Origin of the sequence: Sphingobium sp. 3R8, assembly GCF_020166615.1 — a bacterium.
GTDB lineage: Bacteria > Pseudomonadota > Alphaproteobacteria > Sphingomonadales > Sphingomonadaceae > Sphingobium > Sphingobium bisphenolicum.
In genome coordinates, this window is sequence record NZ_JAIQXR010000016.1 from 80,295 (window position 1) to 95,833 (window position 15,539).

13 protein-coding genes are annotated in these 15,539 nt (G+C 65.2%); 8 read left to right on the top strand and 5 right to left on the bottom strand.

Annotation, left to right across the window (positions count from 1 at the left end; translation table 11 throughout):
* Positions 1-90: 90 nt before the first annotated feature.
* A complete protein-coding gene (locus K9B33_RS15615) occupies positions 91-1,299 on the bottom strand; it encodes an acetyl-CoA C-acetyltransferase (protein WP_224550008.1) in 1,209 nt (402 codons plus the stop codon).
* Between the two features lie 219 nt (positions 1,300-1,518).
* On the opposite strand from K9B33_RS15615, the gene K9B33_RS15620 reads away from it, so the two are divergent.
* Together K9B33_RS15620 and K9B33_RS15625 are read left to right on the top strand one after the other, a co-directional pair.
* Entirely contained in the window at positions 1,519-2,253 is a 735-nt protein-coding gene (locus K9B33_RS15620) for a metallophosphoesterase family protein (RefSeq protein ID WP_224550009.1), read from the top strand.
* A 40-nt stretch (positions 2,254-2,293) separates the two neighbouring features.
* Positions 2,294-3,964, top strand: coding sequence for an MFS transporter (locus K9B33_RS15625; protein WP_224550010.1), 1,671 nt, complete (start codon positions 2,294-2,296; stop codon positions 3,962-3,964).
* A gap of 35 nt (positions 3,965-3,999) precedes the next feature.
* Here K9B33_RS15625 and K9B33_RS15630 read toward each other — a convergent pair whose 3' ends face one another.
* Positions 4,000-4,599, bottom strand: a complete 600-nt coding sequence (locus tag K9B33_RS15630; RefSeq protein WP_224550011.1) for a nucleotidyltransferase family protein — start codon at positions 4,597-4,599, stop codon at positions 4,000-4,002.
* A 155-nt stretch (positions 4,600-4,754) separates the two neighbouring features.
* Here K9B33_RS15630 and folE point away from each other — a divergent pair, with 155 nt between their 5' ends.
* The 5 genes from folE (at position 4,755) to K9B33_RS15655 (ending at position 10,886) form a co-directional block, all read left to right on the top strand.
* Positions 4,755-5,360 carry a GTP cyclohydrolase I FolE gene (gene folE, locus K9B33_RS15635; RefSeq protein WP_224550012.1) on the top strand — a complete coding sequence of 202 codons (606 nt, stop codon included), beginning with the start codon at positions 4,755-4,757 and terminating at the stop codon, positions 5,358-5,360.
* Positions 5,357-6,196, top strand: coding sequence for an SDR family oxidoreductase (locus tag K9B33_RS15640; RefSeq protein WP_224550013.1), 840 nt, complete (start codon positions 5,357-5,359; stop codon positions 6,194-6,196). Before folE ends, K9B33_RS15640 begins: the two co-directional genes overlap by 4 nt.
* Before the next feature lie 84 nt (positions 6,197-6,280).
* On the top strand, positions 6,281-7,060 hold the full coding sequence (locus K9B33_RS15645; RefSeq protein ID WP_224550014.1) for an enoyl-CoA hydratase-related protein: 780 nt from the start codon (positions 6,281-6,283) through the stop codon (positions 7,058-7,060).
* Between the two features lie 230 nt (positions 7,061-7,290).
* Positions 7,291-9,663, top strand: a complete 2,373-nt coding sequence (locus tag K9B33_RS15650) for a TonB-dependent receptor (RefSeq protein ID WP_224550015.1) — start codon at positions 7,291-7,293, stop codon at positions 9,661-9,663.
* The gene (locus K9B33_RS15655) at positions 9,663-10,886 is read left to right on the top strand and encodes a dipeptidase (protein ID WP_224550016.1); all 1,224 of its coding nucleotides are present in this window, start codon (positions 9,663-9,665) and stop codon (positions 10,884-10,886) included. The genes K9B33_RS15650 and K9B33_RS15655 overlap by 1 nt, the downstream gene beginning before the upstream one ends.
* Positions 10,887-10,997: 111 nt before the next feature.
* Here the strand turns inward: K9B33_RS15655 and mmsB are convergent, their stop codons facing one another.
* The 3 genes from mmsB to K9B33_RS15670 all read right to left on the bottom strand — a co-directional run bounded on the left by mmsB (position 10,998) and on the right by K9B33_RS15670 (position 14,429).
* Positions 10,998-11,882, bottom strand: a complete 885-nt coding sequence (mmsB, locus tag K9B33_RS15660) for a 3-hydroxyisobutyrate dehydrogenase (RefSeq protein ID WP_224550017.1) — start codon at positions 11,880-11,882, stop codon at positions 10,998-11,000.
* Between the two features lie 146 nt (positions 11,883-12,028).
* A complete protein-coding gene (locus K9B33_RS15665) occupies positions 12,029-13,117 on the bottom strand; it encodes an enoyl-CoA hydratase/isomerase family protein (RefSeq protein ID WP_224550018.1) in 1,089 nt (362 codons plus the stop codon).
* Positions 13,118-13,289: 172 nt separating this feature from the next.
* Complete coding sequence (locus K9B33_RS15670; protein ID WP_224550019.1) at positions 13,290-14,429, bottom strand: acyl-CoA dehydrogenase family protein; 1,140 nt, start codon at positions 14,427-14,429, stop codon at positions 13,290-13,292.
* A 150-nt stretch (positions 14,430-14,579) separates the two neighbouring features.
* Here K9B33_RS15670 and K9B33_RS15675 point away from each other — a divergent pair, with 150 nt between their 5' ends.
* Positions 14,580-15,473: a LysR family transcriptional regulator gene (locus K9B33_RS15675; RefSeq protein WP_224550020.1), complete on the top strand. Its 894-nt coding sequence runs from the start codon at positions 14,580-14,582 to the stop codon at positions 15,471-15,473.
* Positions 15,474-15,539 lie beyond the last annotated feature (66 nt).

Below are 15,539 nucleotides of genomic sequence, written 5' to 3' on the forward strand. Positions count from 1 at the left end.
CGAAGTCGAAATGGCGTATCCAAACATGCTTCGATACGGGACTTCGACAGGCTCAGTCCCTACTCAGTGCGAACGGGTCTTATCCTTGTTTCAAACGCGCTCGATGATGATCCCGGTGCCCATGCCCGCGCCGACGCACAGGTTGACGAGCGCCGTGCCCTTGCCGGACCGTTCCAGTTCGTCCAGCGCCGTGCCCAGCACCATCGCCCCGGTCGCGCCCAGCGGATGGCCAAAGGCGATCGCGCCGCCATTCACATTGATCTTGTCATGGTCGAGGTTCATCGCCTGCATGTAGCGCAGCACGACCGACGCAAAGGCCTCGTTCAGTTCCCACAGGTCGATGTCGGCGGCGGACATGCCTGCGCGGGCGAGCAGCTTGCCGGCGACGAATTCCGGCCCGGTCAGCATGATCAGCGGCTCCGACCCGATCGAGGCCATGGCGCGGATGCGGGCGCGGGGCTTCAGCCCATATTTGTCGCCCATATCCTTGTTGCCGACCAGCACGGCCGCCGCGCCATCGACGATGCCGCTGCTGTTGCCGGCATGATGGACATGGTTGACCTTCTCCAGTTCGGGATAGCGCAGCAGCGCCACCGTATCGAAACCGGGCATATCCTCGCCCAAGGCCAGGAAGCTGGGCTTCAGAGCGCCCAGCGACTGCATCGTCGCGTCGGGGCGCATATGTTCGTCATGGTCCAGCGCCACGCGGCCAATCACGTCCTTCACCGGCACGATTGACTTTTTGAACCGGCCTTCGTCCCAAGCGGCCTTGGCGCGCTTCTGGCTTTCGACGGCATAGGCGTCCGCATCGTCGCGGCTGATGCCGAACTTGGTGGCGATCACATCGGCGCCGATGCCCTGCGGCGCGAAATAGGTCTTGTAGGCGACCGCCGGGTCCATCGCCCAGGCACCGCCGTCCGACGCCATCGGCACGCGGCTCATGGATTCGACCCCGCCGCCGATCGCGAACATCGCCTCGCCCGAATAAACCTTGGCGGCGGCCATGTTCACCGCCTCCAGCCCCGAAGCGCAGAAGCGGTTGATCTGCACGCCCGGTACGGTCTCCGCATAGCTGGCGTTCAGCACTGCGACGCGGGCGATGTCGGCGCCCTGTTCGCCGACCGGGCTGACGCAGCCCAGGATGACGTCATCAACGTCCGCCGTGTCGATCTGGCTGCGATCGCGCACCGCTTCCAGCACCTGCGTCGCCAGTTGAATGGGCGTGATCTCGTGCAGCGACCCGTCGGCCTTGCCCCGGCCACGGGGCGTCCTGACGGCGTCGTAAATATAGGCTTCCATGTCTTTCCCTCTCCGTGGGCTGCCCTTCGGGCGCACTGGATGTGAAGGGAAATGTATTTACGTTTACGTAAAGTGCAAGTGTAAATGCATGGGCCATATGCCGTCCCGCCCTGCCGTAGCGGCAGGTGGAGGGGCTGGAGCGAAACATCGCAGATACTGTCCAACTTGCTGTCGCACGCCGCCCTTTCGCGGTGCGAATCCCTGTGCCATTCAGGGGCGATGCGGATCGCCATCCTCTCCGACATTCACGGCAATATCGCCGCGCTCGACGCCGTGCTGGCCGACGTCGAGCGGCGCGGCGCGGATGCGATCGTCAACCTGGGGGACATCCTGTCCGGGCCGCTCTTCCCCTGCGAGACGGCCGACCGGCTGATGGCGCTCGACCTGCCCACGATCCGCGGCAATCATGAGCGGCAATTGCTGACCCTGCATCAGGACCGCATGGGCGCGTCGGATCGCTACACGGACTCGGTCCTGCAACCCCGTCATCGCGACTGGATCGCGGCGCTGCCGGAAAGCCTGTGGCTGGCCGACGATGTGCTGATGGTCCATGGCGCGCCGGGCGATGATCTCTGCTATTGGCTCGAAACGGTCGAACCCGCCGGATTGCGGCCCGCCACAGCGGATGAAGTGGAGTCGCGGGCAGGGGGCGTAGCCGCCCCTTTGATCCTATGCGGCCACACCCATATTCCCCGCATCCACCGCCGACCGGACGGCGGAATGATCGTCAATCCCGGCAGCGTGGGCTTGCCGGCCTATGCCGACGATCATCCTGTGCCGCACAAGGTGGAGACGGGCGCGCCCCATGCCCGCTACGCGATCGTGGATCGGACGGCGGACGGATGGCGGGCGGAGCCGATCGCCATCCCCTATGACTGGGAAGCCGCCGCCCGCGCAGCGGAGGCACGCGAACGCGCCGATTGGGCTGTGGCGCTGCGCACCGGGCGCGTTTAGGAGCGTTGCGCCCTCGGCGTTGCGGCTTATATCCCCCTTCATGGACAGCGTGACGCAAACCCCGACTCAAGAACCGCCTTCGCCGCTCTCCATCCCCATCTTCCGCGCGATCTGGACCGCCAGCCTTGCGTCGAACTTCGGCGGTCTGATCCAGTCGGTCGGCGCGGCCTGGATGATGACCTCGCTGTCGGCCTCGCCGCAACTGATCGCGCTGGTTCCGGCCGCCACGACCTTGCCGATCATGCTGCTGTCGCTGTGGGCCGGGGCGGTCGCCGACAATCTCGACCGGCGCAAGGTGATGATCGCCTGCCAGGCGTCGATGCTGATCGTGTCGACCGCGCTGGCGCTGACCGCCTGGGCCGGGCTGGTCACGCCCTGGCTGCTGCTGGGCTTCACCTTCCTGATCGGCTGCGCCACCGCGATCAACGGTCCCGCCTGGCAGGCGTCGGTCGGCGACATGGTGCCGCGCGCCATCCTGCCGAGCGCGGTCGCGATGAACTCGATGGGCTTCAATCTGGCGCGTAGCGTCGGTCCGGCGCTGGGTGGCGTGATCGTCGCGGCGGCAGGGGCGGCGGCGGCCTTCCTGACCAATGCGGTCAGCTATATCGCCCTGCTGACGGTTCTGTTCCGCTGGCGACCGGACCTGCCACCCAAGCTGCTCCCGCGCGAGCGGCTGGGCGTCGCGATGGGGGCGGGCGTGCGCTATGTCGCGATGTCGCCCAATATCCAGTTGGTGCTGCTGCGGGGCGCCGCCTTCGGCATTGGCGCCAGCGCGGTGTCGGCCTTGATGCCGCTGGTCGCGCGCGACGTGCTGGGCGGCGGGGCGCTCACCTTCGGCATGACCAGCGGCGCGTTCGGTATCGGCGCCGTGCTGGCGGCCTTGTCGACCCGCCATTTGCGGGCGCGCTTCTCGGTGGAGACGATGGTGCGGTCGGCGGCGCTGACCCTGGCGCTCGGCACCGCCATCACTGGCGCCAGCAGTTGGCTGGCGCTGGCGCTGCTGGGCTACCTGCTGGCGGGCATGGGATGGGTGACGGCGCTGGCTACGTTCAACGTGTCGGTGCAGATGTCGGCGCCGCGCTGGGTCGTGGCGCGGGCGGTGTCGCTCTATCAGATGACCGCATTCGGCGGCATGGCGATCGGGGCGTGGATGTTCGGCTGGATCGCCGAGCATCATGGCGTGGTGGAGGCGCTCTATGCGTCGGCCGGCGCGCAGTTCGCGGCCGCCATGCTGGGCCTGCTCCGCCCGCTGCCGCAGGCCGGTGAGGATAATCTGGACCTGCAGAATAGCTGGCGCGAACCGGATACGGCGGTGCCGGTGGAACCCCGCAGCGGACCGGTGGTCGTCACCATCGAATATCGCATCCCGGCCGGATCGATCGTGCCCTTCCTGTCCGCGATGAGCGAGCGGCGGCGCATCCGCCGCCGCGACGGCGCGCATGGCTGGTCGCTGATGCGCGACCTGGGTGATCCGGCCTTATGGGTGGAGCGCTATCATGTGTCGACCTGGCTCGATTATGTCCGGCACAATCAGCGGCGGACGGTGGCGGACATCGACAACAGCCAGGCCATCCATGCGCTCCATGCCGGTCCCAACCCGCCTGTGGTCCACCGGATGCTGGAACGCCAGACCGGATCGCTGCCGATCAGCCGCGCGCCCGACCCGCGTGAGATGGGCGATCCCATGACCGATCCGACCCGGTCGAACTAGACTTGGAAATCGCGTAAACCAATAATCTGGCGTAGTTATTGCGGCGTCACCGGTCGCCAGCCGGGCAGATCCTCCGGTGTGTCGATATCGTGCAGGACGTTGCCCGTCGTTTCGATCTGGATGCCGTGGCTCAGCAAGGCGCGCGCGCCCTGGTCGCCCTTCAGCGCCAGCAGTTCGGGGAAATGCTTGCGGCCAATGAAGGCGGGCGGGGAAGAGGAGAAGCCGTCGGTGGAAGCGACGACGGACCTGATGTCCTCCGCGGCCAGGCAGATGCGGTTATAATGAGTCTGCGGCACGTCGGGCATGTCGGCCAGGCAGATGAGGATGCCGCGTATCTTCATGTTGGGCATGACATAGTCGACCGCGCGGACGATGCTGCCCGATATGCCTTCTTCGGGCCGGTCGTTGACGATGATGGTATAGCCGCGCCGGTCCAGCTTGCGGTGGATGACCGGGGCCTGCTCGATCGGGCGCACGACCGCGATCAATTCGGCAAAGGCCATGGAGGCGACCGTTTCCAGCACATGGGCGGCGAGCGGCTTGCCGCGCAGGTCGGCCATCAGCTTGTCGTCTTCGCCAAAGCGGGTGGATGTTCCGGCCGCCAGCAGAACGGCGGCGATCCGTTCAGTGCGCATGGATGTTCAGGCGGTAATGCATTGGCTGGTGGCGATCCCGATTATTCCCCGATTTGCCACCATGGCGATCTTGTGTCCAGCGGTCCGAAAGACACTGGCCATCACGCACCCCAAGCGCCATATGCGTCGCAACAGCATAAGGAGTGGCCCTGTTCATGGCTTGTGAACTCGAAGCGGAGACCGTCGGCGAAGGCAAGGAGCCGGTTCCGGCCGAAGTCAGCGAGGCGATCCGCACCCTGATTCGCTGGTCGGGCGATGTGCCCGAACGCGAAGGCCTGATGGAAACGCCCGAACGCGTCGCGCGCGCCTGGCGCGAATATTGCCGCGGCTATGGCGACGACCCGGCCTATCATCTCTCGCGCATCTTCCACGAAGTGGGCGGTTATGACGATGTCGTCCTGCTCAAGGATATTCCGTTCCAGTCGCATTGCGAACATCATATGGCGCCGATCGTGGGGAAGGCGCATATCGCCTATCTGCCCGGCGCCTATGTCGTGGGCATATCCAAGCTGGCCCGTGTCCTGCACGCCTATGCCAACCGGCTGCAGGTGCAGGAACGGCTGACATCCGAAGTCGCCAACTGCATCTGGGATCATCTGAAACCCCAGGGCGTCGCGGTGGTGATCGAGGCGACCCATGGCTGCATGACCGGGCGCGGCGTGCGCACGCCCAATGTCATCATGAAGACCAGCCGTATGCTCGGCGTGTTCCGCGACGATGAAAAGTCGCGGGAGGAAGTGCTGAAGCTCATCGCTTCATGAGCGGCGACGACGAACCTGCCTATCGGCCGCTGGGTAAGGCGCGCAGCGACACCGCGCCGGTCGGCGCGCCGCTGGCGCCCAAGCGGCTGGCGCTCGTCACGGGCGGGCATCGACGGCTGGGCGGCATCATTGCGGCCGCGCTGGCGAAGGCCGGTCATTCGCTCGCCATCCATGGCAGCCACGATACGCGGCTCGATTCCCATCTGGCCCTGACCTTCGAGGAGGAGGGCACGGAATGGGACGGCTTCGTCGTCGATTTCGCCGATCCGGAAGGGGCGGAGGAATTGGTGGCGAAGGTCGCGGAGCGGTTCGGTCGCCCGCCAGACATATTGATCAACAGCGCCGCCCTGTTCGGGCAGGACCGGCTCGACACGGTCACGGCCGACGACCTGATGACGCATTATGCGGTGAATTGCGCCGCGCCGACCTTGCTGACCAAGGCGTTCGCCACCGTGCCGGCGGGGGTGGGCGACCGCTGCATCGTCAACATCCTCGACCAGCGCATCGATCACCCCCATGCCGACCAGTTGGCCTATACGCTCTCCAAGCTGGCATTGGCCGGGCTGACGCGCACCAGCGCCGGCAGCCTTGCGCCCAAGGTGCGGGTCAATGCCGTCGCGCCGGGCCTGACGATCGCGACGCCCGACTATGACGAGGCGCAGATGGAACGTCTGGCGGAGATGATGCCGCTCGCCCGCCTGCCGCAGGCGGAGCAGATCGCGCAGGCGGTGCTCTATCTGGTCGAGGCGACCGCCGTGACCGGGCAGACGCTCTATGTCGATGGCGGCGCGCACCTCAAAAGCTATGATCGCGACTTCATGCATCTGTGCCGATAGGCTCGGCGCAAATGCGGGCGCACGGGGACTGGTGCAGCGCCGCCCATGCCCATAGAGCGGTCCCAAAGACATAAGGAGATGGCGATGACTTACGAGACGATCCTGGTCGAGCAGCGCGACGCCGTGACGCTGATCACGCTCAACCGGCCGCAGGCCCTGAATGCGCTCAACAGCCAGGTGCTGAAGGATCTGAGCGCGGCATTCGGCGCCTATGACGCCGATCCGACCCAGCGTTGCGCGGTGCTGACCGGCAGCGGCGAAAAGGCGTTCGCGGCCGGCGCCGACATCAAGGAAATGGTCGACAAGGACGCGGCCGACTTCTTCCTGGAGGATTTCTTCTCCGGCTGGCAGACCGGCGTGGTGGCGACCCGCAAGCCGTGGATCGCGGCGGTGCAGGGCTTTGCGCTGGGCGGCGGCTGCGAACTGGCGATGATGGCCGACTTCATCCTGGCGGGCGACACGGCGAAATTCGGCCAGCCCGAAATCAAGCTGGGCGTCGCGCCCGGCATGGGCGGGTCGCAGCGGCTGACCCGCGCGGTAGGCAAGGCCAAGGCGATGGAAATGTGCCTGACCGGCCGCATGATGGACGCCGCCGAAGCCGAGCGTTCGGGTCTGGTGAGCCGTATCGTCCCGGCCGCCGAATTGCTGGACGAAGCGCTCAAGACCGCCGCGGCGATCGCGGCGTTGCCGCCCATGGCGGCGATGATCAACAAGGAAATGGTCAACATCGCCTTCGAAACTGGCCTGGCGCAGGGGCTGCTGACCGAGCGTCGCCTGTTCCAGATACTGACCGCGACGCAGGACAAGAAGGAAGGCATGACCGCCTTCGTCGAAAAGCGTGCCGGCGTCTGGAAGGGGCGCTGATATATTGCGGCGGGCGACCGCACTGAAATTATCCGTAACATATTGATTGTTCTGCCATAGGCCGAGAAAATCTCATTGGCCTATGGCGGAGTTCCCCGACAGTCTCGTTTCACAAGAAAACGTAGAAACGACGGCGGGTGCAGACAGGCGTCCCCGGTCATCGTTCGGGGAGAGGTGAGGCGTGCAAAAGCGCCCCCTGATTGGCTCGTTGTGAAACAGGGAGCCCTTGCATGTCCGTTATCTCGTCCATCCGTCGTTCCGCGCGCGCGGCGCTACTGTTCGCCTGCGCCACCGGAGCGCTGAACGCCGCCCATGCGCAGGAACCGGTCGGCGACGAGAGCGAGACGATCACCGTCACCGGCCGCCGCATCTCGCAATCGTCCGAAGCGATCGGCGAGGACAAGATCAGCAATGTCGTCGCGGTGACTCGCGAGGCGCTTTTGTCGGCGCCGTCGGGCATTTCGGGTCTCAAGATGCTGGAGCAGCTACCCGGCTTCAACGTTCAGACCGACGGGGCGCTCGGCCTCTACGAGTTCGGCAACAGCGTCCAGACCCGCGCCTTCAATCTCGACCAGATCGGCTTCGTGGTCGACGGCATCCCTACGGGTCGCAGCGACGCCTTCGGCGGCAGTCCGGTCTTCCGCTATGTCGACAATGAAAATCTGGGCGTGGTGGAAGCCTCGGTCGGCGCGGGCGACGTCGGCCTGCCCAGCTATTCGACGCTCGGCCCGGTGGTGCAGTATAACAGCATCGCACCGCAGGACGAGATGGGCCTGTTCGTGTCGCAGAGCTTCGGCGACGACAGCCTGAAGCGCACTTTCATCCGCGTGAACACCGGCAAGGTCGGCCCGTTCAAGGCCTATGTCAGCCGCACCAAGCTCAACAGCGACCTGTGGCGCGGCCCCGGCACGATCGACCGCGAGCATTGGGAAGCGCAACTGCACGCGGATCTGGGTGGCGATAGCTGGGCGCGGTTCAAATTCGTATCGAACGACTTTTTCGACTATGATTCGCCGACCCTCACGCGCGCGCAGTATAATTGCGCGAGCACCAACCTGGTCGGCCAGTGCGGCCGCGACTATGCCTATCTGGAGAATATGCCCAACACGACGACCGGCTTCGCGCCGACGGTGCCGGGCGTCTATTATTCCAACAGCAACTACGCCAACGTCTACAATCTCGCCATCAACGTGCGTAAGGATCGCCTCTATGGCGCAACCTTCCATGCCGGGATCGCCGACGGGGTATGGGCGGAATCGACCCTTTATTGGGAAGACAAGGGCGGCTATGGCGTGTCGCCCGACACCTATGCCAATTCGCTGACCCGCTACACCGCACAGGCGCAGGCCGGCCTCGCCGTCACCGCGCCCAAGGGCGTGCAATATGGCCGGTCGGGCGTGGGTGGCAATCGCTACGGCATCGCCAACAAGCTGCACTGGGAACAGGGCAACAATATCGTCGAGGCCGGGCTGTGGGCCGAAGTTGACAAGTATCACCGCACCCAGGCGCGCTACAACACGGTCGACGGCGCGCCCGACGGCGAACCCAATCTGGACGAGCTGGTCTATCTGCGTCGCAACTATCGCTCGCAGCGCGATACGTTGCAGGTGTCGCTCAAGGACACGCTCAAGCTGATGGACGACCGGCTGGTGCTGGACGTGGGCTTCAAGGGGCTGATGCTCGACTACAGCCTGCGCGGCTATCGCGACTTCGACGATTATTATCGCGTGGTCGGCGGCGTCGGCGTTGCCGGCTGGGGACCGCAGATCAACAGCGCCCATTATCGCGACATGTTCCTGCCGATGGCCGGCGTGCTTTACAAGCTGGACGGGCGCAGCCAGATATTCGCCTCCTATGCCGAGAATATGGCGCTGCCCAAGGGGATGGACGATATCTATGCCGTCACCCGCACCGGCACCTCCGCGCTGGTGCCGCAGCCCAATCCGGAGCGTTCCAAGAATATGGAGCTGGGCTTCCGCACCAACCAGGGCCAGGTCTATGCCTCGATCGCGGGCTATTACACCAAGTTCAAGAACCGCATCCAGTCGATCACGACCTTCGTCGAGGGCGGCGGCGCATCGACCGAAACCTTCTACCAGAATGTCGGCCGGGTGAAGGCCTATGGCGTCGAAGCCAGCGGCACCTACAAGCCCGCCTTCCTCAATGGCCTGGCCTATGCCAACGCCAACGTCACCTACAACCATGCCAAGTTTCAGGACGACATCGTCGCGTCGGTGACCTATGCGACGGCGGGCAAATATATCCCCGACAGCGCCAAGTGGATCGTCAGCGGGGGCGTGACCATCGAACCGGCAAGCTGGCTGGTCGCCAATATCTCGGGCAAATATACCAGCAAGCGCTGGTCGACCTTCACCAACACGGCTGGCTCCAGTGTCCCCGCCTATACCGTGTTCAGCGGCTATGTGGACATTGGCGACGGCTTCAGCCTGGGTCCGATCAAGAGCGTGAAGGCGCGGTTCAACGTCGACAATATCTTCGACAAGGACGTATTATCCTTCATCTCTTCGTCGGTGACGGGCGACGGCGCATTCCGGCCGCTGTCCCCGCGCACCTTCCAGTTCACCATCTCGGGTGAAATCTGATGCGGGCCGGGTGGATGATGGGGGCGGCGCTTCTGGCGCTGCTCCCGGTCGCCGCGCAAGCGCAGGATGTGTCCAAGAAGGTGTATCAGCTTCATCAGAAGCTCATCACCCTCGACAGCCATCTCGATACGCCGGCTTCGCTCGACCTGCCGGGTTGGTCGATCGACGAGGAACATGGCGTCCATAGCGACTATACCCAGGTCGATTTGCCGCGCATGAAGAAAGGCGGCCTGGATGGCGGTTTCTGGGCTATCTATACCGGGCAGGGGCCGCTGACGATCGAGGGGTTCCGCAAGGCGCGCGACTTCGCGATCCTGCGCGGCCTGTCGATCCGGTCGATGGTCGCCGCCGATCCGGTCAATTTCCAACTCGCGCTGGAGGCGAAGGACGCGGCGCCGATCGCGGCGGCGGGCAGGCGGATCGTCTATATGTCGATCGAGAACGCCTATCCGCTGGGCGAGGATGTATCGCTCATCAAGACCTTCTACGACATGGGCGTGCGCGTGTCGGGGTTCGCCCATTTCGCGCATAACCAGTTCGCCGACAGCTCCACCGACCCGTCGAAGAAGCCGCGCTATGGCGGGCTCAGCCCGCTCGGCAAGGAATTGCTCAAGGAAATGAACCGGCTGGGCATCGTGCCCGACGCCTCGCACTCGTCGGACCAGGTGCTGGATGACCTGTTGGCGCTGTCCACCACGCCGGTGCTGCTTACCCATTCGGGCTGCAAGGCGATCTACGACCATCCGCGCAACGTCGACGACGCGCATCTGAAAGCCTTGGCGGCCAAGGGTGGGGTGATCCAGATGAACGCCTATGGCGCCTATCTGCGCACGTCCAAGCCCAATCCGCAGCGGCAGGAGGCGCTGAAGGCGCTCTACGGCCAGATGCGCGAGGACGCCAAGCTCTCGCCGGAGAAGCGCGCCGAACTGCTGGCCAAGCGGCAGGAGATAGACAAGCTCTATCCCGACACCGACCGGCCGACCTTCGATGATTTCATGGCCCATATGCTGCACGCGCTGAAGGTCGTGGGGCCGGATCATGTCGGCATCGGCCTCGACTGGGACGGTGGCGGGGGCGTGGTGGGCATGGAGGATGTGGTCGCCCTGCCCAAGATCACCGATGCGCTGTTGAAGGCAGGCTATAGCGAAACCGACATCCAGAAAATCTGGTCCGGCAACGTGCTGCGCGTGCTCGCCACGGCGGAGGCGGGCAAGGGGAAGTAGAGTTCCGTTCGCCCTGACTGAGCGAAGTCGAAGGGTCAGTCCGACCGTAGGGAGGACACTTCGCCTCGCTCAGTGATGGGCTTCGACTTCGCTCAGCCCGTACGGACGGCGTCACTTCCCTTCCAGCATCTCGATCATCAGCGAGAAGTCGCGGCCGGCTTCGCCCCGGTTGGCGAGCATCTGGTAGAGCGCTTCGGCGGCATTGCCCATCGGCACGCTGGCGCCGACCGACGCGGCGGCTTCGGTCGCCAGTTTCAAGTCCTTGAGCATCAGGCCGACCGCGAAGCCGCCCTGATAGCCATTGTCGGACGGCGATTGCGGGCCGACGCCGGGGACGGGGCAGTAGCTGGTCATCGACCAGCTCTGGCCCGACGACACGCTGGAGATGTCGTAGAAGGTCTGGGGATCGAGCCCCAGCTTCTTGGCCATGGCGAAACTCTCGCAGGTGGCGACCATGGTCGCGCCCAGCAGCATATTGTTGCAGATTTTCGCGCCCTGGCCGTTGCCCGCGCCGCCGGCATGGATCACCGCCTTGCCCATGGCGTCGAGGATCGGCCGGGCCTTGGCGAAGGCCGTATCCGCGCCGCCGACCATGAAGGTGAGCGTTCCGCCGTTGGCCGCCGCGATGCCGCCCGATACGGGCGCGTCGACCATCTCGAAGCCTTTGGCTACGGCCGCGTCGATCACGCGGCGCGCGGTGGCGACGTCGATGGTCGAACAGTCGAGGAAGAGCGCGCCGGGCTTTGCCACGCCGAATACCTGCTCGTTATAGACGCTCTCGACATGCTTGCCCGCGGGCAGCATCGTCACCACCGCGTCGGCCCCGGTCACCGCGTCGGCGGCGCTGGCGGCGCGGACGGCACCATGGCCTTCCGCCTTGGCCAAAGCCTCTTCCGACAGGTCGAAGGCGCGCACGGCATAGCCGTTCTTGAGCAGGTTGGCGGCCATCCCGCCACCCATATTGCCAAGGCCGATGAAGGCGATCGTCTGGGTCATAATCCTATCCTCTTCCGCTTATCTTCGCATATTTCCCGCATATTCGGACATTATGTTGCGCTGGCCCGATCCTATCGGAAAGTCGGGCGCGAAGGGCGGCAGAGGCCGGACCCAAGTCTATCAGCCGACGTCCCGATAGGACAGGATCAGTCCGCGCCGGCCCGTGGCGGCAGGGGTGTCCACTGGCTGCCCGCAGGCAGCGGCGCAAAGATCGCGTCGATCATCGCATCGCTCACCCCCTCCAGCGTGGCCGGATTCCATTGCGGTGCATTATCCTTGTCGAAAATCACCGCGCGGACGCCCTCGACGAAATCGGGGCGGCGGATGATCGCGCAGGCGAGGCCATATTCCATCGCCATATTGGCGGCGAAGTCGGTCTTGGCCGCGCCTTCGACCAACTGGCGCAGCGCCACCTTGATCGTCTGGGGCGATTTGGTGGCGAGCACCGCCAGTTGCTTGCCCGACCACTCGCCGCCGTCCGCCTGCAGCGCGGCGACGATCGCCTCCGCCTTGTCGGAGGCGAACAGCCGGTCGATGTCGGCGCGGTGCGCATCCAGCTTCGATGGCGGCGGGGTTTCGCCATTTTCGTCCAATATTTCGCCCAGCCCGGTCGGGTCGGCCAGGATGCGCGCCTTGATCGCATCCAGCCGGTCCGATGCGATATAATGGGTGGCGATGCCGACGGCGGCGCAATCCGCCCCGTCGATCCGCGCGCCCGTCGCCGCCAGCCAGGCGCCGACCCGGCCGGGCAGGCGCGGCAGATACCAGCCGCCGCCCACGTCGGGGAACAGGCCGATGCCGGTTTCGGGCATGGCGAAATTCGTTCGCTCGGTCGCCACGCGGAACCGGGCGGGAAGGGAGATGCCCACGCCGCCGCCCATGACGATGCCGTCGATGAAGGCGACGATCGGCTTGGGATAGACGAACAGCAGATGGTTCATCCGATATTCGACATGGAAGAAGCGTTCGGCCTCGACGCAATCGGCTTTCGCGCTGTTGGCGATCAGCGCGATGTCGCCGCCGGCGCAGAAGCCGCGCGACAATTTGGGATCGCCGTCGGCGGCGGGCAGATGATCGATCATCACCGCGACGACCGCGTCATCCTCGCGCCACGCCAGCAGCGCGTCGTTGATCGCTTCGCACATCTCCGGGGTGAGGGCGTGGATCGCCCTGGGCCGGTTCAGGCGGATGCGGCCGACGCCGTTGTCGATGATGGTCAGGACTTGGTCGGTCATGTCATTCTCCTTCCTCGCCCCATCGAGGGAGAGGGATGCGAAGACTTGGCAGCCTTGCCGCCTAGTCGGAGCCGGGAGAGGGGGCGTGCGGAACAGCCCTTCTCCAACTTCGCCTAGGCGCGTTCCGCGCCAAGGCTTCATATCCTCTCCCCCAAGGGGGCGAGGATTGGGTTCAGCGCAACATATCCCGCGCCACGATCATCCGCATGACCTGGTTGGTGCCTTCCAGGATCGAATGGACGCGCAGGTCGCGCCAGAAGCGTTCGATCGGATAGTCCATCAGATAGCCATAGCCGCCGTGAAGTTGCAGCGCGCGATCGACCACCGACGATCCGGTGTCGGTGGCGAAGCGTTTCGCCATCGCGGCGAAGCGGGTCTTGTCGGGCGCATTGTCGGTCACCTTGACCGCGGCGGCATAGAGCAGCGTGCGGGCGGCCTCCAATTCGGTCTGCATGTCGGCCAGGGTGAATTGGGTGTTCTGGAAGTCGGCGATGGACTGGCCGAACTGCTTGCGATCCTTGGTATAGCCTATGCTTTCGTCGATGCAGCGTTGTGCGCCGCCGAGCGAGCAGGCGCCGATATTGAGCCGGCCGCCGTCCAGCCCCATCATCGCGATGCGGAAACCTTCGCCTTCCTGGCCGACCAGATTTTCCACCGGCACACGCACGGCGTCGAAATTGACCTGCGCCGTGGGTTGGCTGTGCCAGCCGAGCTTGCGTTCCTGCGCGCCGAAGCTGACGCCGGGCATGTCCTTTTCGATGACGAGGCAAGAGATGCCCTTCGGCCCATCCTCCCCGGTGCGGACCATGACGACATAGACCTCATTCTCGCCGCCGCCGGAGATGAACTGTTTGGAACCTGTCACGACATAATGATCGCCATCCCGGACCGCCTTGGTCTTGAGCGCGGCGGCGTCCGATCCTGCGCCTGCTTCGGTCAGGCAATAGCTCGCCATGCGCGCCATGGGTACGAGATCGGGCAGATATTTGTCTTTCACCGCCTGGCTGCCGAACCGATCGATCATCCAGGCGCCCATATTATGGATCGAGATGAAGGCGCTGGTGGACGGGCAGCCATAGGCCATCGCTTCCATGATGAGGGCGGATTCCAGCCGGCCAAGGCCGATGCCGCCCGCTTCCTCCGACACATAGATGCCGCCAAAGCCGAGGTCCGCGGCCGCGCGGATCGTGTCGCGGGGGAATACATGCTTCTCGTCCCATTCCGCCGCATGGGGCGTGATCGCGTCGGCAGTGAATCGCTGCGCCATTTCCTGGATGGCGCGCTGGTCCTCGGTCAGGTCGAACTGGGTCATGCTCTCCATACTCCGCAAACCTGTCCGGCGCGCCGACGGGCGCTGCGCAGCAGGTTCGCTTTCATCCTGCTTCTAGCAATGCCGCGTTATTGCAAGCAATGGCGAAGTTGTGCATGGACAGGCTGCAAATTTGCAGGATGGGCGCGCGTAATGTTCGACTGGGACGATCTCAGGGTATTTCTGGCGGTCGCCCGCGCGCGCAAGGTGGCGCCCGCCGCCCGTGCGCTGGGCATCGATGCGACCACCATCGCGCGGCGGCTGGCACGGCTGGAAAAGGCGCTCGATGCCGAATTGTTCGAACTGGGCGCGGGTGAGCGGGCGCTGACGGCGCGCGGCCAAGCGCTGCTGCACCATGCCGAGGGCGCGGAAAGCGCGGCGCTGGCGGCGATGGAGGATGTGAAGGGGCAGGAGCATCGGCTGGCGGGGCAGGTGCGGCTTTCGGTGGCGGAAGGTTTCGGCACCTGGGTGCTGGCGCCGGGCATGGGGGATTTCAACCGGCGGCATCCGGGGATCAGGCTGGACCTGGTGACGGCGTCCGGCTTCCTCAACCCGTCCAACCGCGAAGCCGATATGGCGGTGATGCTGGCGCGGCCGCAGCGCGGGCGGCTGACGGTGCGGCGGCTGGGCGACTATCGGCTGCATCTCTACGCCGCGCCCGCCTATCTGGCGCGGGCCGGTGCGCCCGCCGCCCCGGCGGATCTGCGCGACCATGTGCTGGTCGGCTATGTGCCGGAGTTCATCTTCTCTCCCGAACTCGATTATCTGGACGAGGTGGAGGCGGGGCTGGAGGCGACCCTGCGATCGACCAGCATCATCATGCAGCAGCGGATGATCGCGGACGGGGCGGGGATCGGCGTGTTGCCCGACTTCATAGCGCGGCGCGACCCCGGACTGGCGCCGTTGATGGCCGACCGGGTCGAGATCACCCGCAGCTTCTGGCTGGTCATGCATGGCGACCTGCGCAAGCTGGCGCGGATCGGCGCCGTCGCCGACTGGCTGCAGGAGCGGGTGGACATGGTGTCGGGCCAGCGCGATGCGGGCTGAATCGCGCGAAAGTCAATCGACGCCGCCCCTCGTCCTCGCTAAGGGAGTCGGGATGGAAATGAAGCG

What these genes read in the sequence shown, in the direction of transcription:
- K9B33_RS15615 (WP_224550008.1), bottom strand. Translation starts at nt 1,299, where the DNA reads ATGGAAGCCTATATTTACGACGCCGTCAGGACGCCCCGTGGCCGGGGC.
- K9B33_RS15620 (WP_224550009.1), top strand. Translation starts at nt 1,519, where the DNA reads ATGCGGATCGCCATCCTCTCCGACATTCACGGCAATATCGCCGCGCTC.
- K9B33_RS15625 (WP_224550010.1), top strand. Translation starts at nt 2,294, where the DNA reads ATGGACAGCGTGACGCAAACCCCGACTCAAGAACCGCCTTCGCCGCTC.
- K9B33_RS15630 (WP_224550011.1), bottom strand. Translation starts at nt 4,599, where the DNA reads ATGCGCACTGAACGGATCGCCGCCGTTCTGCTGGCGGCCGGAACATCC.
- folE (WP_224550012.1), top strand. Translation starts at nt 4,755, where the DNA reads ATGGCTTGTGAACTCGAAGCGGAGACCGTCGGCGAAGGCAAGGAGCCG.
- K9B33_RS15640 (WP_224550013.1), top strand. Translation starts at nt 5,357, where the DNA reads ATGAGCGGCGACGACGAACCTGCCTATCGGCCGCTGGGTAAGGCGCGC.
- K9B33_RS15645 (WP_224550014.1), top strand. Translation starts at nt 6,281, where the DNA reads ATGACTTACGAGACGATCCTGGTCGAGCAGCGCGACGCCGTGACGCTG.
- K9B33_RS15650 (WP_224550015.1), top strand. Translation starts at nt 7,291, where the DNA reads ATGTCCGTTATCTCGTCCATCCGTCGTTCCGCGCGCGCGGCGCTACTG.
- K9B33_RS15655 (WP_224550016.1), top strand. Translation starts at nt 9,663, where the DNA reads ATGCGGGCCGGGTGGATGATGGGGGCGGCGCTTCTGGCGCTGCTCCCG.
- mmsB (WP_224550017.1), bottom strand. Translation starts at nt 11,882, where the DNA reads ATGACCCAGACGATCGCCTTCATCGGCCTTGGCAATATGGGTGGCGGG.
- K9B33_RS15665 (WP_224550018.1), bottom strand. Translation starts at nt 13,117, where the DNA reads ATGACCGACCAAGTCCTGACCATCATCGACAACGGCGTCGGCCGCATC.
- K9B33_RS15670 (WP_224550019.1), bottom strand. Translation starts at nt 14,429, where the DNA reads ATGACCCAGTTCGACCTGACCGAGGACCAGCGCGCCATCCAGGAAATG.
- K9B33_RS15675 (WP_224550020.1), top strand. Translation starts at nt 14,580, where the DNA reads ATGTTCGACTGGGACGATCTCAGGGTATTTCTGGCGGTCGCCCGCGCG.